This window comes from Tannockella kyphosi, from assembly GCF_021054785.1.
In the GTDB taxonomy this organism is placed as follows: domain Bacteria; phylum Bacillota_I; class Bacilli_A; order Erysipelotrichales; family Coprobacillaceae; genus Tannockella; species Tannockella kyphosi.
The window spans coordinates 1,526,600-1,552,068 of record NZ_CP088239.1 but is presented as its reverse complement, the minus strand read 5'-3'; the positions used below and the strand labels follow the sequence as shown (position 1 = coordinate 1,552,068).

Below are 25,469 nucleotides of genomic sequence, written 5' to 3'. Positions count from 1 at the left end.
CTATATAATAAGCTGTTTTATTTGTAAATCATCCAATGCATGCTATAGTTTAATTAGACAATAAATATAATTATAAAAAGGAAAGGAGGAAAAAAGGATGAATTTATTAAAGAAGTTATTTGTTATATTAGTAGGATGTTCTTTTCTATTTGGAATTTATCAATATGGAGGCGTTATTGTAGATAGTATTGATGACTATTGGCAAACGAATGCTATTTATGCCCAAGATGATGTTGTCGTGACTAACATAGAGGTAGCTACTTTTGCTGAATTAAAAACTGCACTGGAAACCACGGATGCTGCTATTAAGATTACTATTACTGCTGATATAGAAGTGAGTGAATCAATAGATGTATTAAGAAGTTATGTGGAACTGACTGCAACAGAAGGGACAAGCATTACTTTTAGTGGTGGTAAAATTGAATTTAAAAATAATACGAATATTTCGATTAGTAACCTAACTATGAAAGGGTATAGTGCTTATGCTTTTGTTTTTTATAATACAAAGGAAGTCACTTTAGATAATCTATCTTTTGAAGGAAATAACAGTGCAACAGGTGCAATTGATGTAAATGGTTCAGTTGTAACAATTACTAGTGTTACGACTGATAGTCACAGTACGAATGCAATTCGTATTATCAATAATGGAACATTATCCGTAGAATCTGGTAATGTATTTAAAAATGAAAAAGTTTCTATTTATAAGGATGCTAGTAGTAGTGTAACAGGTGCAACTAGCGATAAAGGGTTTATGGATCCTTATGCATATTCGCAAAATATTACATATTATTATTACTTATATACATGTGAAGTAGATACGGAAGCAGAATTTGTAGAGGCTTTAAGTAAGTATAATGTAGATATACATATTCTAAAGGATATTACAATAACAGGAACGTATGACAATAATCGTTTAACAAACACCTATACTACTAATATTCGTATTAATGGTGGTGGTAATGATTTAGATATGAATGGGAATACTTTATATATTACTAGTTTAACGGCAGATATCGAGTCTATTAATTTTGTTAATTATACGACGACTATTCCTTTGTATTTGTTTAATGTAAAAGGGTATACAGGAACAAATGATGTATATATGGGAGCTAGTTTAAATAACTTATCTTTTGTACCTGGAGAAGATGGTGCATCGGTGGGTCTTAAAATAGTAGCATCCAATGTTCAAATTAATGATAAAGTAGGATCTACATTTGTAGGAAAGAATCACACAAGTTCATTTATAGAAATATCGAGTGTTGATAATGAATCATTAATAGGAGCAAATGTTACTTTAAATTCAGGTTTTGATGTATCAGGAAATAAATTAGTTGTCTTAGGGGTAGAAGCAGATGCTTATGTAGAGAATGCGGCTAGTAATGCGATTACGATTACAAATAATGCAGATGAATTGTTTTATACAACACCTGTTAGTACTTATTATGAATCAATGGGTGATGTAACACTATATCGTTATTCTTTACAAACTGTAGTAGAAGTAGATACTGAAGCTGAGTTCTTAGATGCAGTAGCTGGAGTTAATAATAAAGTAGTACTTACTGGTGATATTTGTATTTCTAGTGATTATTACAATGAAGCTGAAGAATCAACAAGTATTTTAATTGAAGAAAATGTAACGATTACTTCTAATGGTAGTGAAATATTAGATTTAAATGGAAGTACTTTATTGATTAAACAATACAATGTAGTAATAGAAGATTTAACAATTATCAATGGTGGAAGTGTTGATAGTGATGGAAATAGTACTAATTCTATTGATGTATATAATACAGAAGGAGTAATGCTTTCTAATTTAACCATAAAAAATGGACAAGGATATGCTATTGCAGTAAATGGAGCAGTAGTTTATGTAAGTGATATAGTAACCCAAGATAATGGTAGTGGGGGTATATTTATTACTAGATCTAGAACATTAAGTAGTGCAACAATGAATCGTGATTCTATTGTTTATGCTAGTGGAACAATGGTTCATAATGAAACAGGATATTATGTAAAAGTAGTAAACTTAGAATTATTAGATTTAGATTCTAATGGTGGAGTAATTGCAAGTCCTGGAAGATATACAGAGAATCAATTCATTTATACTGACTTAGATAGTGATGCAAAAGACTATATAGAGTATCCTAGTGATGCAAGTAGTCTGATGTTATCAGATTATTATTTGGATATTTTTGGTTTCACTGGAAGTGATACAGAAGTGTTGTATGAACAATATGATACTAATTACTTTTTAGAAAAAGAAGACTTAAATGTATTAACACAAACAACAGTACCGGTAGGGTGGCAACCCGGTGATGAAGTTAGCGATAGTAGTGAGTATATTACTTTAGATAATACTGGTAAAGTAGATAATACAGCAAACTTAGAAACCTTACTTGCTTATGCTGGGAATTATGGAATGGATGTGTATTTCCCTGAAGGAGTATACTTAATAGAAGATTCAATTGTTTTAACAGAACTATTAGGACAAAGTTCTCTTTCTAATTTTGGTTTAAAAGGAAATAGTGAAGGAACATCTATATTAGTAAGTACTGCAGTAGCTGCAGAAATAAAGAGTATTGGTGATGAAAGTGATTATCATTTCCCAGTTATTAATTTTACTAGTGAGGGAATGGTATATGATAATGTATCTTTTGGATTTAAAGGAAGTGTAAAGGTTAATTTAGTATTTATTGATAATGTATTCTTAAATGGTACTTATGAAGAAACTGATTCTACTATTTATCTAAATGCTTATTTAGATTTAGAAAACAGTTCTTTCCTAGTAGAAGGCAATGCCTTCTTTAGAACGAATGATTATGCTGGAAAAGGAGTCTATTTATACGATAGTATTAATACTGATATTATTAGTAATTATTTTGGGGACTTAACAAACTTTGGTACAGGAAATGATTTAGATCCAAGTAATATGTTAGAAGAAACTACAATTACTATGATACAAGCATTGATAGATAGTGGAATGATAGATCCTAGTGTTTCTAATGGAAACTTCTTTACAGGAATTAATCTAGTTAGAAGAGATGAAAACACATTAATATCTAATAACTATTTTGATATGGGAGAAGAAAAAGATGTGGTATTCCCAGAAGATGTACCAGATGATAAATATATTTATGGATTAAATGATAGTAGTGCTCCTCATAGAAAAGATCATATTATTTATGCAAAAGGATATGATGGGTTGGATATTGTAGGTAATTATTTCCAAGGAATGGAAAATGGTGGTGCAGGTGGTGTTAAGGTTAGAAATGGTACTGATTTATATGTAGGATCTAATTATTTTAATAATGTTCCATTATTAATGTATGTATATGCTGACTTGTCTCATGATGAAATTGTTTTTGAAGATGCAGTTGTTTATAATAACTTATTTACTATTGCTAATAACTTTGATACAGCTCATGCAGGTATCTTATTCTATCAGTCTTTTGTAAATGGGGATGAATACTATCTTGCAACAAGTGCAATAGATACAGAGAAGATTACGCAAGTAGTAAATTTAGATGTTAAGAATATTTATATTTATTCAAACATATTCTCTAGTGATGATAGAAACTATATTACTTTCAATCAAAATAGTATTACTTGTCAAGATGAATTTATGGTTAGTGATAATACATATCAAGATGATGCAATAGCTTATATAGAAAGAAATAATATTACGGATACTAGTTTATTAAATAAATATAATTTTGCAGGTAATAGTATTTTATATGGTTTAGGATATAGTGGTTTTGAAGCAAATGAAATTAGCGCTGAAACAATGTTGGTAGAACTTAGTAGTTATACTAGCTTTATGAATTATTCTTCTGTAAGTATTCCTTTGGAAGAAATGTCTACCTATACATACTTTGATGAAATACTAGCTAGTTATGATGTACTATTAGCAGAAGTGACAGACACATTTATAGAGTATGATGCAATGGATGAGCTTCAAGAATATGTTGATTATAGTGAGGAAGCTAATCTTTATAGACAAGAAGATACGGATTATGAGAATCCTCAATCAGATATTAATTTATATTATACAGATATAGAAATCATGGCTACGCAGTTAGAAGAACTTGTAGCATCATTAGATTATGCATTAACAGATGATGATGTAGTGGTAGAAGAAGAGGATGATACGGTAGTAGATGATGTAGTAGAGGAAAGTGATACTAACAACAATGCAACATCTTCTAGTACAAATCAATCATCGACTAATACTTCATTAAATGTAACTACTGACTCTACTCAAGAAGTAGAAGAAGAAATAGAAGAAGTAGAGGAAACAGAAGAATCAGAAGGAGTAGAAGAAGATAATTCTAGTAATAGTGGATCTTATAATGAAACTTCTAATGAAGATACACAAAGCACTACTACAAAGGAAAATAACTTTGTAGATGAGGTATTAAGTTATGTACAAGAGTTTCTTGGTTTTATACAAGAAAAAGAATATTGGTGCTTATTGAGTGTGGTTACTGCAATATTTACAATTCTTAGCACTATTTATTATTTTGTTAAAGTAAAGAATACGAATAAGAAATTAATAACAATATTACAAATATTAGTAATTGTATTATTAATACTTACACAGAACTTTAGTGGTGATATGGTTTTATATAACCATACATTTATACCATTTATTATTATTTTAATAATAAATACAGGATTGATAATTAGAGGAACAAAAAATATTGAAAATAAGAATTAATTAATTGGAAGAAAAGAAGGATGATAACATTCCTTCTTTTTTAACTAAAATGAAATTATACTTTTTGGTTAAAATAAAGTAAATAAAATGCTCAACGTTTAGAAAATGCTTATTATGTGCAATATACACCAATCGAAAGTGGTGTTAGAAGAATTGCTAGATCTTATTCATCAATTACCTAAATTGGCTGAGTTATTGATTAAAACACTTAAAGAAAGACAAAATTTGAACTACTAGATAATTTTATTGTTAGCAGGATATAGAATCTTGTTAGAAGGGATTTCATCAAAAAGAGTAACAAAGAAGTCAGTAAAACTTATCTAAAACTTTGTTGTTTTTGAATATCTATAAATTGAATGTTAATATCAAAAATTGGATAAACATTAGCTTTTCTTAACCCCAACCAAAATCGAACTGATAACTAATCCTTAGGGGTTTAGTGCACAAAGTGTTACGTTTTCTACAATAGTGTTCAACTGAGAAACGCTCGGGATTATATAGGTTAGACTCTCATCATTCTCCAAGCAACATTTGTGATCCTCTAGGCTCTTGTTTACAATTGTTAGAACAAAAGGGTTGGAGATTTATTGTCAGTTCGAAAACTACTATAAAATATAAATTTAACTCAGGTTAACTTTTAAATCATTTACTTTTAGTGTATACTTTAAAAAAAGGAAGGGGGTATTGCATATGTCAGAAAAAAAGGAATTACAATTTTCAATATTTATTTTATATAGTTTAGCTGATGCATGGAATATGACACCTGTATCTGTATATAAAATATTAAATACTACTGGAATTCTTGATGATTATGTGATTCCTTGTTATGATACTTTACACACATTAGGGAAAGAATATTTAGTAGAAGATATAACTGAATTTGTAAGGGAGAAAGGTGTTCGTATATGATAGTTTATCATGGTAGTACGCAGTAACCAAAAATATGATATTATCATTGGTAATGTCGCTGATGATGATGTTTTTAAAACGGTTGATATGTATTTTAGAGGTTTGTGGTCGAAGAAAAAAGTGCATAAAATATTAGTATTTAAAAAATCAAGTGAGGTAAAATCATATGACAAATAAAATAGCTTTAGATTCTATATATAAACAAAATTTGGAGCAAGATATAATATCTTTTCTTGCAAAAAAAAAGAACATAGATATTCGAAAAGCGATGGATGTTTATTACAACAGCAAATTATCAAAGCAAATATCGAATAATGAGTGTGGCATAGAAAATTTAGATGCAAAATATTTAGTAGAAGATTTGATGGAAAATGAAAGTGAATTATTTATAAATTGAATTTGAAACTGTTACTAAAAAAGGGTGTGTTGCAATTCATGTAACACATATAAATGTTAACATTTATATGTACTTTTATGTGCGTAGATTATCTTGATAATCTAAAGATAACGAAAACAAGGTGGGAATACCGTGCAATTTATATAATGGATGGAGATATGATATGAATACGAAGAAAACCATTAAAATTGTAGGAGTAATGTTAGGTTTTCTATTGATTTTATCGATAAGAACTGGAATATTTGATTATTTTAGAGTTTATAGTGCAGAAAAACCTATATTTACAATACCTGTAACAGCTGATGATGGTGGGTCAGGAACATATTATGGATTAGGTTATCAAATAGAAATTAAAGGTAATTTTATGCCAGAAGAACCTATTCCGGGAATAAAGTATGTTGAATATTCTATCTTGGGGATTCCGGTAAAAGAAATTGCTTTTGAATAAAATGAGCAATATCTTTACACCAGTATCAAAAATAAAAAGATAAATAAAGTAATTCTAATTAAGTAATAGCACTTATTAACCAACCTTGATAGGTGCTTTTCTTATGCCCAAAATTAAATTAGGAGGAAAATTATGGCATTAAAACAAGAGAAGTTGCTCAGTTGTATGAAAGTACCTCTAGGCAAGTAACCAGCAGTCTTGTGAATTGGACAAACTTTTTAGAAGTTAGCGTAGATAGCAATGTCATAACTGCCAGTACTCTTTTAAAGAGTCAATTCCTTTTTGTTTCTTTGAAACAAAGGTGATTGCTTATTAATCACTTGTCCCCCAGTCTTGATACAGGCCAAAATAGGATATTATCATTAGTAAAGTCGAGGATGTTATATACATGAAATTTCGTTAACAGATGATAGAAATAGTATTGTATCTTTCGATGTATTTCAGTACATTATATTTACGGTATAGACTATACATGATATACTTTTAATGGATAAATATTAGGCCAAAGATAATATCATATATACATGTATAGGGAGGGTAAATATATGAAGAAATTATTTAGTAGTGGTAAAATAGGTGACTTAGAGATTAGAAATAGAGTAGTGATGCCGGCAATGGAAACAGGCTTGAACTCTATCAATGGTGAAGTCACAGATCGAATTGTACGTTATTATGAAGAACGTGCTGCTGGTGGTTGTGGTTTGATTATTACAGAGATTACAAGAGTTGCAGATGGATCTGGTGTTGGTCATCCTGTCCAATTAAATGCAACAGCTCCTGGGATGATTCCTGGTCTTGAACGTCTTGCAAATGCTGTTCATCGTCAAGGAGCAAAAATATTTTGTCAATTGCATCACCCTGGTAGAGAAGGAAAAGAAATGTTTTCTGGGGAACAAATTGTTGGACCTTCTGCTATCAAATCTTTAGCAAACTCGGAAGTACCTAGAGAGCTTACAGAAGAAGAAGTTGCTGAAATTGTAGGTAAATTTGTTATGTCAGCTAAGATGTGTGAGATGGCTGGTATTGATGGAGTTGAATTACATGGAGCACACGGGTATCTTATTCAACAATTTATGTGTGAATACTCAAATCAAAGAACTGATAAATATGGTGGGAGCTTTCTAAAACGTATGCAATTCCCAACAGAAATTATTCGTGGTATTCGTATGGCTTGTGGAGATAGTTTCCCTGTTTGTATTCGAATTAATGGGGATGACTTTTTTGAAGGTGGGATGACTTTGGATGATGCTGTTGAAATTGCAAAGCATTTAGAAAAAGTTGGTTTTAATGCAATAAATGTTAGTGCGGGTGGATATGCTGCACCAAATGAATCAACAGAACCAATCTCTTATGATCAAGGATGGAAACGTCATTTAGGGAAAACAATCAAAGAAGCTGTATCCATTCCAGTTATTGCTTGTGATGTTATTAGAAAACCTGCTTTTGCAGAAAAGTTATTAGTAGAAGATAATCTAGACTTTGTAGCGCTAGGAAGAGCTCAATTAGCGGATCCTGAGTGGTGCAATAAGTCAAAAAAAGGACTAGCAGAAGATATTAGACCTTGTATATCTTGTCTATATTGTGCCGAAGAACTTGGTAGTGCTAGAACAATAAAATGTGCTGTTAATCCTCGTTGTTCATTTGAACTTGTATATGGGAAAATGCCAGTAGATGGTAATGGAAAACGTGTTGTTGTTATTGGTGGTGGTCCAGCTGGTATGCAAGCAGCTATTAACCTGGCGCAAAGAAATTTCAAACCTGTTTTATTTGAAAAAGCTGATAAACTTGGGGGTCAAGTATTCATGGCATCAATACCTCCTCATAAAGAGAAATTATGTTGGCTTATCGATAGTATGGCATTGGAAATGAAAAAATTAAAAGTTGATGTACGACTAAATAGTGAAGTAAGTGCAACTGATGTTGCTAAAATGGCACCTGCTGCTGTTTTTGTTGCAACTGGTGGTAGTCCAATCAAACCACCTTTCCGTGGTGTTAATCTTCCAAATGTATATTTGGTAGATGATGTACTAACAAATGATTTCAATATAACAAATAAAGAATTTATTGTAGTAGGTTCAGGATTAACAGGATTAGAAGTTGCTGAATTCCTTGCGACAAAAGGAAATAAAGTTACTGTGATAGAAAAAGAATTTGATGTAGCTCCAGGAAGTGGTAGTGGTATCGGTACTGATTTATCACCAAATGTTGTAGATGTGCTAAAACATCTAAAAGAACTACAAGTAGAAGTTAAAACATCTACTGAACTTTGTGAAATAAAAGAAGATAAAATTATTGTAAATGGTGATGATGGACAAATGGAAATAGCCGCACAAGCAGTAGTTCTATCGCTAGGGGTACGAGGAGACAGTAAACTAATAGATTCATTTAAATATCAATTTGATAATAATTTATATATCTTAGGTGATGCTAACAAGGCAGGTAGAATTGCAGATGCAGTGCGTAGTGCTTATGAAGCTGTTTATTACTTAAAAGCAGATGAAACTAATTCAGTGAGTTTATCACAAAAATTATTCACTTCATCACTTGTAAAACCAGTGATAGAAGCTGATGAAAGCGTAAGCGCAAATACATCAAATTCACAACAAAGTGATGATACTATAAAACCAAGATTTAGCAAGGATACAAAACTTGGAGCATTAATGGCAAATGAAAAAGCAAGAGAAATCTTAATTAAACATTTTACAGAAGCTCTAATTAATCATCCTATGATTGGTTTTGCTAAAAAAATGACACTTGCAAAAGTGGTAGAAATGTCTGATGAAATACCAGAAGAAGTATTAATTGCTTGTGATGAAGAGTTAAGAAAACTATAAGTATCTAAAACGCAATACTTTATTGCGTTTTTCATACTTAAAATGCAGTGTTTATTGACAATATTAATCTTAATAGTGTAATTAAAGTAATTTAATCAATACTAATGCTAGGAGGATTATTATGAAAAGAACAATTATGGAATCTTTGCGAAATTGGAAAGATAATGAAAATAAAAAACCTTTAATTGTTAAGGGTGTTCGCCAATGTGGAAAAACATTTATATTAAAAGAATTTGGTAAAGAATATTATAATGATATGGTTTATATCAATTTTGAAGAAAATGAAAGTTTAAAATCAATTTTTGAAATTGATTTTAATACTACAAGAATTTTATTTGAATTAGGTCTTTTTGTTGGTAAAACTATAAAACCTAACAATACATTAATTGTTTTTGATGAGGTTCAGGAGTGTGGTCGTGCAATTACTTCACTTAAATATTTTTGTGAAAATGCACCTTCGTATCATATAGTATGTGCTGGTTCTCTTTTGAGTATTGCTCTTAATAAACCGTTATCCTTTCCAGTTGGTAAGGTGGAATTTTTGACAATGTATCCGATGAATTTTACAGAATTCTTACATGCAAATTGTCAAGATATGTTAGCGGATTACACTTCATCTTTTTTGAAAAATGATAAAGTACCGGAAGATGTAGGGGTTAAAACAGAAGTTGAAATGAAGAATAATATTCAACGTGTTGACAAAAAACGTTCAGAGTATTATGAACATTATACAGATCAAGAATGGATAGATATGAGCAATTATAATCAATGTATTGATATATCGAAAGTTGGTGTAAAAGGTGCTGTGGAGCTTATTTAAAAAGCTATAGAACTTTAATAATAAAGCATCTTAGAAATGACCATATTGATATTAGATAAAAGAAAAAGGAGCAATCAGGAGATAGGCAAATTCAGCCTTATTTTCCGATTGCTTTTCTTTTGTTATATTTAACAGTATTCTATCAACAGTATACTATTGACAGAATACTGTTAAATGTGCTATCATTCGTTTATTGATAAAAAATGAATGATTAGAGGAGGAAAAAGTGATGAGATATGAAAAACATTTTTTGTATTGTTTTAGACAAATTAGTGAGAAGATAGAGAAAAAAGGGAATGTGAAATTAAAAGATTTAGATCTTACCATAACACAAGGTCATATACTAGCATATTTGCGACATAAAGAAGAATTCCAAGCATCTTACAAAGAGATAGAAGCAGTTGCTAAAGTTGCTCAGTCTAGCGCAGCAAGCATGATTGCACGTCTTGAAGCTCATGGATTTGTGAGAACATTTACAAATGAAGCAGATAGAAGAATTAAATTACTAGAGTTAACCGAACGTGGTAAATCTTGTACAGAGGCTGCTGGTGAATGCATGGATGAGCTTCAAGAAGAACTATTTGAAAAGTTTACAGAGAAAGAAACAGAAACATTATTTGCATTATTGCATAAGATAATTGATTAACTGTTAGGAAAGGAAATAATATGAACATAAATTCTAATGAACCAGTACCAAAATATGTGCTAAAAAACACAATCCCAGCAATTCTTGGTATGATAATGGTTCTCATCTACAATATGGCCGACCTATTTTTTGTGGGTCAAACGGGAGATGCACTTCAAGTTACATCTGTATCTCTAGCAACCCCTGTTTTCTTGGTATTTATTTCGATTGGTACCATTTTTGGCATGGGAGGTGCTTCAGTTATCTCTAGAGCGTTGGGGGCTGATAACAAAGTGTATGCTAATAAAGTAGCTTCGTTTGCTTTTGGGGCAAGTGTGATTGTCGGTATATTTGTTTCGATACTTTTATGCGTATTCGCAGACGATATTGCAGTAAAACTTGGTGCCGCCAGTGACACTACCGTGCAAATGGTTAGTCAGTATATTTTTATTCTTGCCATGAGTGGTCCGTTTATCATACTGCAAACTTGCTTTTCCAATATTCTAAGAGCAGAGGGAAATGTACAAAAAGCAATGATGGGTATGTTGATTGGGAATATTGTAAATATTGTGCTGGATCCAATTTTTATTTTGGTGTTAGGAATGAATGTACCTGGTGCGGCAATCGCAACAACTATCGGTAATATTTGCTCTGGACTGTATTATATTTTGTTCTTTGTAAAAAGAAAAAGTAAATTAAGCATCTCACTCAAAGATTTTACGGTGAAAGAAAAAGTATGTAGAAATGTGCTTGCTATTGGTATACCAGCCTCTCTTGGTATCATATTTACGACAGTATCGCAAATAGTAATCAATCTACTCATGTCAGACTATGGGGAACTTGCTGTTGCAGGTGTTGGTGTTTCCTTGAAGATTATTTTGATTAGTTGGATGCTATGTGTTGGTCTCGGTCAAGGGGTTCAACCAATTTTAGGTTTTTGTGTAGGAGCTAAAGACTGGGATAGATTTCTGGATATTCTGAAGTTTTCACTCCTGTTTGGTCTAGCCCTCGGTGTGGTCATGACCGGTTTTTGTTATGTAGGACTCACTCAGATTGTAGGTGCATTTTTAGCCGATGAAGAAGCATTTGCCTACGCATATTATTTCTCTCAAATCCTATTGAGTACGGGCTGTTTACTGGGTGTGTTCAACGTATTGACCAATGCGCTTGGTGCAATGGGTGCAGAAAAATCTTCGCTTGTGGCAAACGCGTGCCGTCAAGGTATTATTTTCTTGCCACTAATCTTGATTATGAATTACACCATGGGAATAGATGGCCTGTTATGGGCACAGCCAATTTCGGATGTCTTGACCCTTATTTTAACAATTATCTTGTGTATGAATATTTACAAAATATTACGTAGCAAAGACAAAGTAGTAGAAAAACATCATACTAATGAGTTAGGAGAACAAAATGTCCAGAGTATTTAAAAGCTTTACAAAGAGAGAATGGGGTCTTTTAGTCATAACAGTTGGATTTGTAATCGTTCAAGTGATATTAGATTTAAAAATTCCCGAATTCATGAGTGAGGTTACGACCTTAGTTCAAACAGAAGGTAGCACAATGGCAGAGATCTTGATGGTTGGTGGCTATATGTTACTTTGTTCAATCTTAAGTTTATTTATTACAATTTTAACCGGTTTTTGTGCAGCAAAAGCAGCAACAAAGGCATGTATGAAGATGAGAGAAGATGTTTATGTTAAAACGAACTCATTTTCTATGGCAGATATCACTAATTTCTCAATTGCAAGTCTTATAACTCGTACCACAAATGATATTACTCAGATTCAAACGGTATTGTGTATGGGATTTGTAATATTAATTAGAGCACCATTTATGTGTATATTTGCAATTAATAAAATTTCAACAAACAATCCATCATTTTCATTAATTGCCATTGTGGCTGTAATTATGTTTTTGTGTGTAATTGGAATTCTGTTAGCAATGTCTGTACCAAAGTCAAGAAAATTACAGAAGATTATTGATGGATTGAACACCGTTGTTCGTGAACATTTAACCGGTGTTAGAGTCGTACGTGCTTATAATGCAGAAGGTTATCATGAAGAAAAATTTGAAAAAACAAATCAAGAGGTGGCATCTACAAATACATTTGTGAATGCTACAATGGCATTTTTAAATCCATTCATGTCAAGTTTGATGTCAGGAATTACACTTGCAGTTTATTGGATAGGAGCTGCTTTAATCAGTGAGTCTGGTAGCCCAGAGGCTGCACTTACTATTTTCTCAGATATGGTTGTATTTTCATCGTATGCTACGATGATCATATTATCATTTATGGTCCTTACCACAATTTTTATGATGTTACCTCGTACACTTGTAGCACTTTCTCGTATAGATGAAGTAATTAATTTCGAGAACAAAATTAAAGATGGTTCAAAGACGAGTGGTGATCCTACTTTTCCAGTAGCAATTGAATTTAAAAATGTATCATTTTCATATGCTGAAAGCGAAGAAAACGTTTTAGAAAATATATCATTTCGTATCCATAGAGGGGAAACTGCTGCATTTATTGGCGCTACAGGTAGTGGTAAAAGTACAATTACTAAGTTGATTTTACGTAATTACGAAGTGACTGAGGGTGAAATATTAATTGATGGCATTAATGTCAAGGAATATACACAACATGCACTTCGTGAAAAACTAGGGTTTGTTTCTCAAACAGCAGTATTATTTAATGGAGATATTACTTCTAATATTGCATTTGGTATAGAAAAAAACATATCAAATGAGAACTTAAATAAAGCGGTAGAAATAGCGCAGGCAAAAGATTTCGTGGATCAAATCGGTTTTGATGGAAGTGTATCTCAAGGTGGACTTAATCTTTCAGGTGGTCAAAAACAGAGAGTTTCTATTGCACGTGCCTTATATAAAGATGCGGAAATATATATTTTCGATGATTGTTTCTCAGCACTTGATTATAGAACGGATCGTATGCTTAGGGAAAAACTTAGAACACAGACAAAAGGTTCGACAAAGTTAATTGTTGCTCAAAGAATTAGCACAGTAAAAGATGCAGATGTCATTGTTGTAATAGATCAAGGTAGAGTAGCAGGAATTGGAACACATAAAAATTTATTATCAGAAAATGCACTTTACCGTGAAATTGCGGAATCGCAACTCTCTAAGGAGGAATTAAATTATGCATAACAAAGAGACAAAACCACAAAATACAGGTGTGAATTTAGGACCACCAGGAGGTCCTCCTGGAGGAAGACCTGGCGATAAGGCAAAAGATTTTACAGGAAGTCTAAAGAAATTATTTGCATATTGTGGACGATATACAGTTTTCGTAGCGATTGCAATTGTTTTAGCAATTACATCTTCTGTTTTCTCGCTTATGGGACCAAGCAGATTGACCAAGATTACAAATCTGATTTTAGAAGGAATGTCAGAAGGTGTGGATTTAGAGGCCGTTGCAAGTATTGGTACATTCTTGGCGATTCTCTATGGATTAAGCCTTGTATTTGGATATCTTCAAGGAAGTATTCTAGCAGTTGTTTCTCAAAAAATTTGTAAAAAATTACGTACTGAAATGACAAGTAAAATAAATCGTTTACCACTTGCATATTTTGATGGAACTTCATATGGGGATACACTCAGTCGCTTCGTAAATGATATTGATACAATAGGTACTAGTTTAAATCAAAGTATGTCCTCAATTGTTAGTGGCGTTTTGAATTTTAGTGGAGCACTATTACTTATGTTATATACAAACTGGATTATGGGGATTTCTGGTTTGCTTTCAACCATATTTGGATTTTCTTTTATGGCTATCATTATAGCAAAATCTCAGAAACACTTTATACAACAACAAATGAGACTTGGTGATTTAAATGGTCATGTCGAAGAAACTTACACTGGGCACTCCATTATAAAAGCCTATAATAAAGAAACGTTTGTAGAAAAGCATTTCCATAAAAAGAATGAGAAATTATATCAGTCAGCATGGAAAGCGCAATTTTTATCTGGGATGATGATGCCTATTATGAATTTCACAGGTGATTTCTCATATGTAGTTGTATGTATAGTTGGAGCATTGCTTGTAATAAATGGAAGTATTACGTTCGGTGTAATCGTAGCATTCATGGTGTATATTCGTCTATTTACACAACCACTGGCAACACTAGCACAATCGGTGACAACATTGCAATCAGCAGCGGCAGCAAGTGAGCGTGTATTTGAATTTCTTGAAGAGAAAGAACTGTCGCCAGAAGAAAAGGGTGCAGTAAAGATTAAAAATATTAAAGGTGATGTAAGCTTCAAAAATGTAACATTTGGATACACTCCAGATAAAATGATTATTACTGATTTTAATGCAGAAATTAAAGCTGGAGAGAAAGTGGCGATTGTAGGACCTACAGGTGCAGGAAAAACAACTATGGTAAATCTGCTTATGCGTTTTTATGAAGTGAATAGCGGAGAGATTTCTATTGATGGCATTCCTATTCGCTCTATAACGAGAGAGAGTCTACACGATGTGTTTTCTATGGTATTGCAAGACACATGGATGTTTGATGGCACTATTATGGAAAATATTGCATATAATCAAAATGTTTCAGAAGATGAAATCATTGCGGCATGTAAATCTGTTGGAATTCATCATACTATTAAAACGATGCCAAAAGGATATCATACCATTATGAGTAACGCTGCCTTATCAACAGGAGAAAAGCAATTACTTACCATCGCACGTGCGATGGTTAAGAAATCAGAATTAATAATTTTAGACGAGGCTACAAGTTCCGTTGATACAAGAACAGAGTTATTAATCGGTAAGGCAATGGATAAGTTGTCTCAAGGAAAAACATCTTTTATCATTGCACACAGACTGTCTACAATTAAAAATGCAGATATTATATTAGTAATGAAAGACGGTAATATTATAGAAAGCGGTAGCCATGAGAAACTTTTAAACCAAAAAGGATTCTATGCGGAACTTTATAATAGTCAATTTGAAGAAGTAACGGATGATACGCACTAACTGATGTAATTGATAACAAGAGGTGAAACGAATGAATGCTTGTGGAAATCAAAACACAGATTCTGTATTACAAGAAGTTTCCAATTTAATCGAAGTCTTAACTCGAAAGGAGCGGGAGTCTTGTACTGAAAATCAAATACAGGAATTGTTATTTACTAGTACTGTTCAGTCTCTACATCAGGTCATCGACTCCGTTTATTTGATCGATATTGCAATAGCTTTGGAGAAGTTTGATAAGGGGTCCTTATTGGCGTTTTATAAAAAAATTGACTGTATTCACATGGCAAAAATATTGGAGAAGGCAGAAGCACCTCTACAAAATGCGATTGTCACGGCATTATCAGTATCAGATATTCTCTCCTTATTTCAAAACATGTCCAATGATGACATTGCAGATGTTTTAGGGGAATTGCACGTTGGGGTTCAAAAAGAAATTTTGAAGTCTATTCGCAGAGAGGATAAGGAAACACTACAAAAGTTACCATTATATCCAGATGATACTGTTGGAAGTATTATGACCACTGAATACATTGCTCTTAAGGGAACTTTGTCTATTGCTGAATCCTTACAAAAAATCAAAAAATCGGTCCAGAAACGGAAGTTATTGAAACAATTTTTGTTATAGATGACAAAAATCATTTGATTGGAACTGCGGATCTTCGAGATATTTTCTTGGCAGGGAATGGCCAAATCATACAGCAAATCATGAGTGATAACTTCGTTACTAGAAGATCAGGAACAAGCATCTAACTTAGTTTCTAAGTATGATTTAAAGGTGTTAGGGGTAGTGAATCGTCGTGGATCAATGCTAGGAATTGTCACAGTAGATGATATTATCGATGTATTGCTATTGTACTGACAACTGCATATAACAAATATATATAACTTTGAAAGGAGTTTTTTATATGGCAAAGTCAGCAAATTTATATGTAAGAATAGAACCCGATGTAAAAGAACAAGCCGAAACTATTTTAGCTACACTAGGAATACCTGCATCAACTGCAATAAATATGTTTTATAAACAGATTATTCTTCAAAGAGGTTTACCATTTGAAGTAAAAATGCCACCACACTCTTTAGATGTGGGAAGAATGAGTGAAGCTGAGTTTATCAATGAAATTCAAAAAGGATTGACTAGTATTGAAAATGGTGATGTAGAACCTGCACAAAAAGTTTTTTCAGATTTACGTAAGGAATTTGAGATATAATATATACGGTAGATGTTTCTAAGGATGCAAAAGAAGATATATATATGCAATTTATCGGTATATCGCATATAGTTTACTAGAACCAGATACTGCAATTAAACTGATAGAACGATTATAGCAAGGTATATTATCCCTTGATTCATTGCTCGAAAGACACCGGGTATATGATAATTCTAAATGGCAACATTTACGAATGACGCCTGTCGATAATTATTGTATTTTTTACACAATAAATAACGAAACAACCAAAGTTAATATAGCTCGTGTTTTGTATGGTAAAAGAAATTTTGATACTATATTAAAATAATAGTAGAACATTTAATCGAACACCTTCTTCGGAGGTGTTTTTTTATACCCTAAAACAAGAAAGGAGCTATAAATTATAGATGAAAACACACTTAATCGAGAATTTGAAGTATTAAACCCTAATAAAGTATGGTGTACAGATATTACGGAAATAGCTTATCCAGGGATCAAGGAGAAAGTCTATATCAGTTCGTATTTAGATTTATATGACAGAAGTGGTATTAGTTTATCAGTAAGTCAAAAGAATCATATAGAACTTACTAATGAATCATTAATGAATGCAATAAAAGCAAGTCTATATATATTATAACGGCAGATAATTTCAGTACATAAGAAGTGTATTCAAAACTCAATTAGAAAAACAAGGCATGAGCAATCGATGTCACGGATTGGTAGATGCATATTATAATGGAGCTTATTTGCAAGAATCAAAGTAAGTAAAAGAAACTCCTACGCAAGATATGGACCTGAGCTATTAGAAATCTTATCAAAAATTGTAGCAACACAGCAAGTTTTAAGTAATGAAATAAATCATATTTACCACTTACTCCTAGTAATTTGTGATGTTATTGCTTTGTTAATTACCTCTTAGCAAAGTTTTATATATATTAAAAACATATTTATCTTAGATAAGAGTTGTGTGTAAACAAAAAAGCTGAAAATCTTTAGGCTAGCAGCATTATTTTTTGGCCCCCTCCGACCAGAATCGAACTGATAACTAATCCTTAGGAATTCGGTATGAAGATTTATGACGAACTTAAGATTGTATATTTTGCGCATAAATGTTAAGACAAATATGTATGGAATATACAGATGATTAAGCGTTGAAAAACAACTCGTATAAATAAAAAAATTATTATAGCTCTTATTGAACACTTGTTTTGTGTTCGAACACTTGTATTGGTGTTCGAACAGTGATAGAATGCTATTAGAAGGGAGGTGCATTTATGCAATTAGAAAATCAAAGCGTAGAATATAAAAGAGAATATACGGATGAAATTAAGAAAACGGTTATCGCATTTGCTAATACAACTGGAGGTAAAATTTATATTGGAATCAGTAATGACTTATCTGTACTCGGGGTAGATGATGTTGATAATGTATTTCTTAAATGTACCAATATGATTAGAGATACAATAAAACCTGATATAACAATGTTCATTGATTATCAAGTAGAAACGATAGAGAATAAAAATATCGTTGTGATTGCTGTGCAAAGAGGAACAATGAGACCGTATTATATTGGTTCTAAAGGAATAAGACCTGAGGGGATATTTATAAGGCAGGGAGCGTCATCGGTTCCAGCAAGTGAAACTTTAATTATAAAAATGATTAAAGAGACATCAAGTGATGAATATGAAGAACTACGTTCAATAAATCAAGATTTAACTTTTGATTTTTGTAAAAAAGAATTTGATCAAGCAAATCTGAAATTTCTAAAAGAACAAATGATATCTTTAAATCTTTTAGGTATTGATGGACTTTATAGTAATCTTGCTTTATTGTTATCAGAGCAATGTGTTCATACTATAAAAGCTGCTGTCTTTGAAGGAGAAAGCAAAGCGATATTTAAAGATAGAATAGAATTTACCGGTTCATTATTTAAGCAACTTTATGATGCATTTGAGTTTATCGGAAAACATAATCGAAATAGAGCAGAAATACATGGTTTGAAAAGAGTGGATAACTATGATTATCCTCAAATAGCAATTAGAGAAGCTTTATTAAATGCATTAGTTCATAGAGACTACTCATTTAGTTCTAGTACACTAATAAGTATATTTGATAACCGTATCGAAATTGTTACAGTAGGAGGGTTATTACGTGGTATTACTAAAGATGATATGCTTTTAGGGGTATCGATACTCAGAAATAAAAATTTGGCAAATGTTTTTTATAGATTAAAACTAATCGAAGCTTATGGAACAGGGATTTTAAAAATTATGGAAAGTTATGATGAATATACTAATCTAGAACCATCGATAAAAACAAGTGATAATGCATTTAAAATAACGCTATTTAATACAAATGAAATTACCGAAAGAAAAGTGATAAATGATAATGTTCTTCTTAAAAAAGAGGAGCATGAAATTATTGCGTTTATTGAAAAGCGTGAAAACATAGTTAGGAAAGACGTTGAAGAGTTACTTGGTATATCAAAAACAATGGCTAACAAGTATTTAAAGGGGCTTTTAGATAAAAATCTTATTACTAAAATAGGATCTGGAAAATTTATAGTTTATACAAAAAAGGAAATTAGTAGTAATAAAATGAAAGTTAAATATTTTTAATAGCTTATAATATAATACAAAAACAGGCTAGAAACTGTTTCTAGCTTTCTTTTGTTTAATTTCACTGATAAGAATAATGAGTTGCTAAATCTTATTAATAAATCACCTAATTTGCCTGAGTTAATGATTAAAACACTTACTGCAGGACAAAATTTGAACTAGTAGCCAGACTCTTTGTTAGCAAGATATAGCAACGATATAAAATCCTGTTAGCTGGAATGGAATTTTGTAAGCCAAAATAGAAAATTCGAACTCGCTTTGTTAGCTGGGATTTAACCAAAAAGAGTAACAAAAAAGTCAGTAAAACTTATATAAAAAGTTTGCTGACTTTATTGTTTTCAAAATCTATAAATCGAGTGTTAAGACCAAAAATTGTCTTAAACACTAGCTTTCTTGGCACCCCCGACCAGAATCGAACTGATAACTAATCCTTAGGAGGGACTTGTTATATCCATTTAACTACAGGGGTATAAGGAGAGTATAGCATAAAATAAGGATGCATGGACATGCAATTTCTATGAATGCAACAATAATGTTGAAGGGTAACCTGTTTTATGATAATTTAAAATATAAACTATCTAGAGTACGTGAGGGACAAGACCATTGATCGTACAGCAACCTGCTTTTAATAAGGTGCTAAGGAATGAATGAACGTATAATCCTGTCGGTAACGATGGGATTTTCTTTTTCTACTCTAATCAAGAAGGAGGAAGAAAAGATGAATGAAAAAAGAAATTAAAAAGGTAGTGAAAAAGGAGTTTGAAAAGAATCAAAAAAGACAAAGAAAGGAAAGACTTAAAGTAAGGACGCTTAAAAACTTGGTGGATGTATATGGAAGTGTATATATTCATGTGAAGGATAAAGAAACAAAGGAGCATTTTATTAAGCAATTAGATAAAGAGAGTTTTAGCTATGGAGATGGTGTACTTGCAAGTGATAGGCGACCAGATGATATTATGTCTTTATATAGAGATTATAAAATAGGTTATCTTGGTTATGTAGGTCATATGCGATTTGGTTGCATTGTTAATCAAGGGAATCATTCTTCTACTTTGTGCGTAGAATATGACAAGTATATGAATCATGAAAAGTTTAAGTCAAAACCTGAAAAGAAAAAATAATGGAAGGAGTATTTTAAATATGGATATTAAAGTTCTTTTTTTGAAAGGACTATGATATACTAGAAAAAGTGAAAGTGAGGACATCATAATGGAAATGATAGAGATATTAAAAGTAATCTTTTTAGGTGTTGTAGAAGGTATTAGTGAATGGTTACCAATTAGTAGTACAGGACATATGATTTTAGTAGATGAGTTTATTAAATTAAATGTTAGTGATGCATTTATGGAGTTCTTTTTAGTAGTGATTCAATTAGGAGCTATTATGGCTGTTGTAGTAATATACTTTTGGAAATTATTACCTTTAAAGAAAAATCATGGAAAGATATTAATAGATTATGACACAATGTCATTATGGTTTAAGATTATAGTAGCTTGTGTTCCTGCTGCTATTATAGGTATTTTATTTGATGATATTATTGATGCTATGTTTTATAATCCATTTACAGTTGCTTGTACATTAATTATTTATGGTATTTTATTTATTATTGTTGAAAAAAGAAATAAAAACAAACAACCACAAGTAACAGAATTAAAAGATGTTACTTATAAATTAGCTTTCTTTATTGGAATATTCCAATTATTAGCGTTAATTCCAGGTACTTCTAGATCTGGAGCTACGATATTAGGTGGGATCTTAATAGGAATGAGTAGAACAGTTGCAGCAGAGTTCACTTTCTTTCTAGCAATACCCGTTATGTTTGGAGCTAGCTTATTAAAGATGTTAAAGTTTGGGTTCGTATTTACAAGTGCAGAAATCATGACTTTAGTATTAGGGATGGTTGTAGCTTTTGTTGTTTCGATTGTAGCAATTAAGTTTTTAATGCAATATATTAAGAAGAATGATTTTACTGTTTTTGGGTGGTATCGTATTGTATTAGGACTTATGGTTTTAGGATATTTCTTCTTGTAATATGTTAGTATATGCTCATAGAGGAGCTAGTGGCTATGCTCCTGAAAATACGCTAGATGCTTTTAAACTAGCTATTGAAATGCAAGTAGATGGGATAGAAACAGATGTTCATCTTACAAAAGATAATATTGCTGTATTAATACATGATGAAACAATTGATCGTACTTGTAATGGAAAAGGATTTATTAAAGATTATACATATCATGAGTTATGTTCTTTTTATGCAAATAATAAGATGGATGGATTTGAAGCTAGAATTCCAACGTTAGAACAATTATTACAATTGATACAAGGAACTAATCTTGAATTGCAATTAGAAATCAAAACAGATCATATCTTTTATCCTGGGATTGAACAAATAGTATATGATTTAATAAAAGAATATCAATTAGAAAAGCAAGTATATTATTCATCATTTAATCATTATTCAATGATGAAAATGAAAGAAATTGATTCTAATAATAAAATAGCTTTCTTATATGATGGTATTTTACATGAAGCTTATCGTTATGTAAGTTCTTATCCAACATATGCAATTCATCCTCAATTTTGTAATTTACAAATTGATAACTATGTAACGGATTGTCATTATCATCATTTAAAAGTAAATGTATGGACAGTCAATGAAAAAATGATGATGAAACAAATGATGGAATTAGGGGTTGATGGAATTTTCACAAATTACCCTGATATAGCATTAAAATTAAGACACGAGTAGTGTCTTTTTTAGTTTTGGTGTATAATGGAGTAAGGAAGGTGATATTATGGCAAATCAAATATATGTATTGTCTGATCTTCATGGGAGCTTTCAAATATTAAAGGAAATGTTGAAAAAAATAGAATTTAGTTCAAGTGATACACTTTATATTTTAGGAGATTGTTGTGATCGAGGACCGAAAAGTTTAGAAATCTATTTTTACATACAACAACATTCTAATATTATTTTAATTAAAGGGAATCATGAAATAATGATGAGAGATACATTTAAAGCAGAGGATGTTCATGCTAGTATTAGTCGTTTATGGGCCCAAAATGGGGGATTAAAAACATATCGTAGTTATCATCGTTATTTACATAAAAATGCTTTTGATGAATATAATTATAAAGTACTACGAGCTGCATTTTATGCAATGATGATTAAGTTTGTGGATAGTTGTCCTAATTATGTGGAAGTGTCTGTTAATGGTAGAGACTTTGTTTTAATTCATGCAGGTATTAATCCTGAAAAGAGTCTATATGATCAAGAAGAAGATGAGTGTGCATGGATTAGGGAATGGTTTTTCTTATCAAAGGGGATTGAAGGGAAAACTATTATTTTTGGACATACTCCAACACATTATTTATATCATGAAAAGAGAAATGATATTTGGTATGATCCTGTTTTTCATGACAAGATTGGTATTGATGGTGGTTTAGGTAATTTGAATGAAGGACAGTTAAATTGTTTGTGTTTAAATACGATGGAAGTTTTTGTGGTAACAAAACAAGAAGCACCAGATCAGGAGGAAGAGGATAATGAATTTGCTTATTAGTAGAATTTTAGCTTATTTAAATGGGACACTAATTTATGATGATTATTATCGTTTTTGTATTTATATTGTTTATCATTTTCCAATGTGCGAAGATATAACAAAACAAAATATGATAGATAGTGGTATCAAAGAAGAAAGTATTGATCAATTTTGTAAGTTACTGGGAGTAGATAATTTTTCTGGTTTTCAAAAAGAACTAATTGATAGTTATTTATTGCGTGTGAATCAAATTCGTACTCGTTTGTTTGATATGCGTTGTCCAATCATGGTAGAACGATTAGTACAAAATTGTCAAAATGAAAATCTAGAAGAGGAATTAGAACAAATATATACTGCTATTTATCATTCTAAAAGAATTATCTTAATTGGAGCAATGTATCCAATGAGTATTGGTGTTGAATTACAAACTGATTTAATTACTTGTGGTAAAATTGTATTAAATTATAATGATTATGATCCTGATATGGTTTTACATAAAGATGATGTTGTTATTTTTGTATCCGCAACTGGACGTTCCATGGCAGAATGTTTAAAAGCTCAAAATGAAGTATCTTTAAAACAAATAACATCTATTTTAGTTACTCAAAATAAAATGTATATGTTAGAAGAATTTAAAAATACAACCCATACCATATGTGTCTCAGGAAGATATGATGGGGTAGAGTTTAATTATCATTTAATGAATTTCTTTGATGTTCTTAGAATACAATATTATCAACATTATTATATAAACTAAAAAGAAGCGTTAGCTTCTTTTTTATTGGAAAACAATAGTAGCATTAATAGCAGTTTTCCATTTTTTTAATTTGTATTGACGAACATCACTTTCCATTGATGGATAGAAAGTAGTTATTTTATTACTTAAAGTCAATAATTCTTCTTTATCATGCCAAAAACCAATCGCTAATCCTGCTAAATAAGCAGCACCTAGTGCAGTTGCTTCTGGCAGATCTCTAGAATGAACAGGAATATTTAAAATATCACTTTGGAATTGTAAAAGATATTTATTCTTTGATGCTCCTCCATCTACTTGTAATCCTTTTAACTCTAATTTAGCATCCTGAGCCATTGCTTCAATTACATCACCAGTTTGATAGGCTAGTGATTCTAAAGTAGCTTTGATAATATGTTCTTTGGTAGTATTACGAGTTAATCCAAAAATAGCTCCTTTTACATTAGGTTTCCAATAAGGTGCTCCTAAACCTGTAAAGGCAGGAACAACATAAATATCTTGATCATTATTACAGTTTCTAGCAATTGTTTCACTTTCAGGAGAATCATGGATGATTTTCAAACCATCACGAAGCCATTGAATGGCTGCACCAGCTACAAAAACACTTCCTTCTAGAACATAAGATACTTCCTTGCCAATACGCCAACCAACACAAGTAACTAGTCCATTTTTAGATAATATTAGTTTTTCTTTTGTGTTCATTAGTAAAAAGCAACCAGTACCATACGTGTTCTTCATTTCCCCTGCTTCAAAACATGTTTGTCCAAATAATGCTGCTTGTTGATCTCCAACCATACTACAAATAGGAATTTCTGTTTGAAATATTTCATTGCAATAACCTAAAACTCCACTCGTATCTTTGATATCTGGAAGCATACATCTAGGAATATCCCAATAAGATAATAATTCTTCATCATAATCTAATGTTTCTAAATTCATTAATAAAGTTCTAGAAGCGTTTGATACATCTGTAATATGTTTTTTACCTTCCGTTAATTTATAAACTAACCAACTATCAATTGTCCCAAATAAAATATCTCCTTGATTTGCTTGTTCTTGCATCTTTGTTTTATCTAAAATAAAACGGATCTTACTAGCACTAAAGTAAGGATCTAATAATAAACCTGTTTTTGCTTTTATCTTTTGTTCTAAATGCATTCTTTCTTGACATAAATCAACGGTTTGACGTGATTGCCATACAATAGCATTATAAATAGGTTGGCCTGTTTTTTTATTAAAACAAACCGTTGTTTCTCTTTGATTTGTAATTCCAATAGCTGCTATTTGATTTGCTGTTACTCCTGTTTTAGCAAGTACTTCGAAGATTACTCCTACCACACTTGCCCATATTTCATTGGCATCCTGTTCTACCCAACCAGGATGAGGATACAAGTTTTGAATTGGTTTTTGTGCCAGTCCAAAGACATTTCCTTTTTTATCAAATAAAATAGCTCTACTACTAGTCGTACCTTGATCAATAGACATGATATACTTTTCCATTTTAGTACCTCTCTTACTTTAACAATACATCAATTTGTAGGAAAAGAGAAGAAATTTTTGTTTTGCATAAAAAGGTGGTTAATGGTAATATATTAATGTTAAAAATATATCTCAAA

At 31.3% G+C, this 25,469-nt stretch carries 23 protein-coding genes, 1 tRNA gene and 1 riboswitch; of the genes, 22 read left to right on the top strand and 2 right to left on the bottom strand.

The features are described 5' to 3' along the window. Positions 1-97: 97 nt before the first annotated feature. The 17 genes from LRR82_RS07590 (at position 98) to LRR82_RS07520 (ending at position 19,557) form a co-directional block, all read left to right on the top strand. Positions 98-4,717: an autotransporter outer membrane beta-barrel domain-containing protein gene (locus LRR82_RS07590; RefSeq protein ID WP_249028830.1), complete on the top strand. Its 4,620-nt coding sequence runs from the start codon at positions 98-100 to the stop codon at positions 4,715-4,717. A gap of 690 nt (positions 4,718-5,407) precedes the next feature. Then, positions 5,408-5,626: a DUF3791 domain-containing protein gene (locus LRR82_RS07585; RefSeq protein ID WP_249028829.1), complete on the top strand. Its 219-nt coding sequence runs from the start codon at positions 5,408-5,410 to the stop codon at positions 5,624-5,626. Between the two features lie 9 nt (positions 5,627-5,635). Further along, a complete protein-coding gene (locus LRR82_RS10980; RefSeq protein ID WP_399201154.1) occupies positions 5,636-5,803 on the top strand; it encodes a DUF3990 domain-containing protein in 168 nt (55 codons plus the stop codon). Next, complete coding sequence (locus tag LRR82_RS07580; protein ID WP_249028828.1) at positions 5,793-6,023, top strand: hypothetical protein; 231 nt, start codon at positions 5,793-5,795, stop codon at positions 6,021-6,023. The genes LRR82_RS10980 and LRR82_RS07580 overlap by 11 nt, the downstream gene beginning before the upstream one ends. A 163-nt stretch (positions 6,024-6,186) precedes the next feature. Then, positions 6,187-6,471, top strand: a complete 285-nt coding sequence (locus tag LRR82_RS07575) for a hypothetical protein (RefSeq protein WP_249028827.1) — start codon at positions 6,187-6,189, stop codon at positions 6,469-6,471. Positions 6,472-7,016: 545 nt separating this feature from the next. Next, positions 7,017-9,305, top strand: a complete 2,289-nt coding sequence (locus LRR82_RS07570; RefSeq protein WP_249028826.1) for an NAD(P)/FAD-dependent oxidoreductase — start codon at positions 7,017-7,019, stop codon at positions 9,303-9,305. 121 nt (positions 9,306-9,426) lie between these two features. Beyond that, the gene (locus tag LRR82_RS07565) at positions 9,427-10,125 is read left to right on the top strand and encodes an AAA family ATPase (RefSeq protein WP_249028825.1); all 699 of its coding nucleotides are present in this window, start codon (positions 9,427-9,429) and stop codon (positions 10,123-10,125) included. Positions 10,126-10,354: 229 nt separating this feature from the next. Then, entirely contained in the window at positions 10,355-10,771 is a 417-nt protein-coding gene (locus LRR82_RS07560; protein WP_249028824.1) for a MarR family winged helix-turn-helix transcriptional regulator, read from the top strand. 20 nt (positions 10,772-10,791) lie between these two features. Next, complete coding sequence (locus LRR82_RS07555) at positions 10,792-12,180, top strand: MATE family efflux transporter (RefSeq protein WP_249028823.1); 1,389 nt, start codon at positions 10,792-10,794, stop codon at positions 12,178-12,180. Next, complete coding sequence (locus LRR82_RS07550) at positions 12,164-13,918, top strand: ABC transporter ATP-binding protein (RefSeq protein WP_249028822.1); 1,755 nt, start codon at positions 12,164-12,166, stop codon at positions 13,916-13,918. The genes LRR82_RS07555 and LRR82_RS07550 overlap by 17 nt, the downstream gene beginning before the upstream one ends. Next, positions 13,911-15,752: an ABC transporter ATP-binding protein gene (locus tag LRR82_RS07545; protein WP_249028821.1), complete on the top strand. Its 1,842-nt coding sequence runs from the start codon at positions 13,911-13,913 to the stop codon at positions 15,750-15,752. The genes LRR82_RS07550 and LRR82_RS07545 overlap by 8 nt, the downstream gene beginning before the upstream one ends. Before the next feature lie 31 nt (positions 15,753-15,783). Further along, on the top strand, positions 15,784-16,377 hold the full coding sequence (locus tag LRR82_RS07540; RefSeq protein WP_249028820.1) for a magnesium transporter MgtE N-terminal domain-containing protein: 594 nt from the start codon (positions 15,784-15,786) through the stop codon (positions 16,375-16,377). An 84-nt stretch (positions 16,378-16,461) separates the two neighbouring features. Then, positions 16,462-16,611, top strand: a complete 150-nt coding sequence (locus LRR82_RS07535) for a CBS domain-containing protein (RefSeq protein WP_249028819.1) — start codon at positions 16,462-16,464, stop codon at positions 16,609-16,611. A gap of 46 nt (positions 16,612-16,657) precedes the next feature. Then, the gene (locus LRR82_RS07530; RefSeq protein ID WP_249028818.1) at positions 16,658-16,960 is read left to right on the top strand and encodes a type II toxin-antitoxin system RelB/DinJ family antitoxin; all 303 of its coding nucleotides are present in this window, start codon (positions 16,658-16,660) and stop codon (positions 16,958-16,960) included. 193 nt (positions 16,961-17,153) lie between these two features. Continuing rightward, positions 17,154-17,267 (top strand): type II toxin-antitoxin system RelE/ParE family toxin, encoded by a 114-nt coding sequence (locus LRR82_RS10975; protein ID WP_249028817.1) that lies wholly within the window; start codon positions 17,154-17,156, stop codon positions 17,265-17,267. A 72-nt stretch (positions 17,268-17,339) separates the two neighbouring features. Continuing rightward, the gene (locus LRR82_RS10970) at positions 17,340-17,576 is read left to right on the top strand and encodes a DDE-type integrase/transposase/recombinase (RefSeq protein WP_399201167.1); all 237 of its coding nucleotides are present in this window, start codon (positions 17,340-17,342) and stop codon (positions 17,574-17,576) included. A gap of 637 nt (positions 17,577-18,213) precedes the next feature. Then, positions 18,214-19,557, top strand: a complete 1,344-nt coding sequence (locus LRR82_RS07520; RefSeq protein ID WP_249028816.1) for an RNA-binding domain-containing protein — start codon at positions 18,214-18,216, stop codon at positions 19,555-19,557. A 394-nt stretch (positions 19,558-19,951) separates the two neighbouring features. Here the strand turns inward: LRR82_RS07520 and LRR82_RS07515 are convergent. Next, positions 19,952-20,026, bottom strand: a tRNA-Arg gene (locus LRR82_RS07515). A gap of 102 nt (positions 20,027-20,128) precedes the next feature. Next, positions 20,129-20,237, top strand: a riboswitch (SAM riboswitch). 42 nt (positions 20,238-20,279) lie between these two features. Between LRR82_RS07515 and LRR82_RS07510 the strand changes: the two genes are divergently transcribed. The 5 genes from LRR82_RS07510 (at position 20,280) to LRR82_RS07490 (ending at position 23,856) form a co-directional block, all read left to right on the top strand. Beyond that, entirely contained in the window at positions 20,280-20,678 is a 399-nt protein-coding gene (locus LRR82_RS07510) for a hypothetical protein (RefSeq protein ID WP_249028815.1), read from the top strand. Between the two features lie 88 nt (positions 20,679-20,766). Continuing rightward, a complete protein-coding gene (locus LRR82_RS07505) occupies positions 20,767-21,588 on the top strand; it encodes an undecaprenyl-diphosphate phosphatase (protein WP_451923544.1) in 822 nt (273 codons plus the stop codon). Position 21,589: 1 nt separating this feature from the next. Continuing rightward, positions 21,590-22,306, top strand: a complete 717-nt coding sequence (locus LRR82_RS07500; RefSeq protein WP_249028814.1) for a glycerophosphodiester phosphodiesterase — start codon at positions 21,590-21,592, stop codon at positions 22,304-22,306. A 46-nt stretch (positions 22,307-22,352) separates the two neighbouring features. After that, positions 22,353-23,120 carry a metallophosphoesterase gene (locus LRR82_RS07495; protein WP_249028813.1) on the top strand — a complete coding sequence of 256 codons (768 nt, stop codon included), beginning with the start codon at positions 22,353-22,355 and terminating at the stop codon, positions 23,118-23,120. Continuing rightward, a complete protein-coding gene (locus LRR82_RS07490; protein WP_249028812.1) occupies positions 23,104-23,856 on the top strand; it encodes an SIS domain-containing protein in 753 nt (250 codons plus the stop codon). Before LRR82_RS07495 ends, LRR82_RS07490 begins: the two co-directional genes overlap by 17 nt. A gap of 21 nt (positions 23,857-23,877) precedes the next feature. Here LRR82_RS07490 and glpK read toward each other — a convergent pair whose 3' ends face one another. Beyond that, positions 23,878-25,353 carry a glycerol kinase GlpK gene (gene glpK / locus LRR82_RS07485; RefSeq protein WP_249028811.1) on the bottom strand — a complete coding sequence of 492 codons (1,476 nt, stop codon included), beginning with the start codon at positions 25,351-25,353 and terminating at the stop codon, positions 23,878-23,880. Positions 25,354-25,469: the final 116 nt, after the last annotated feature.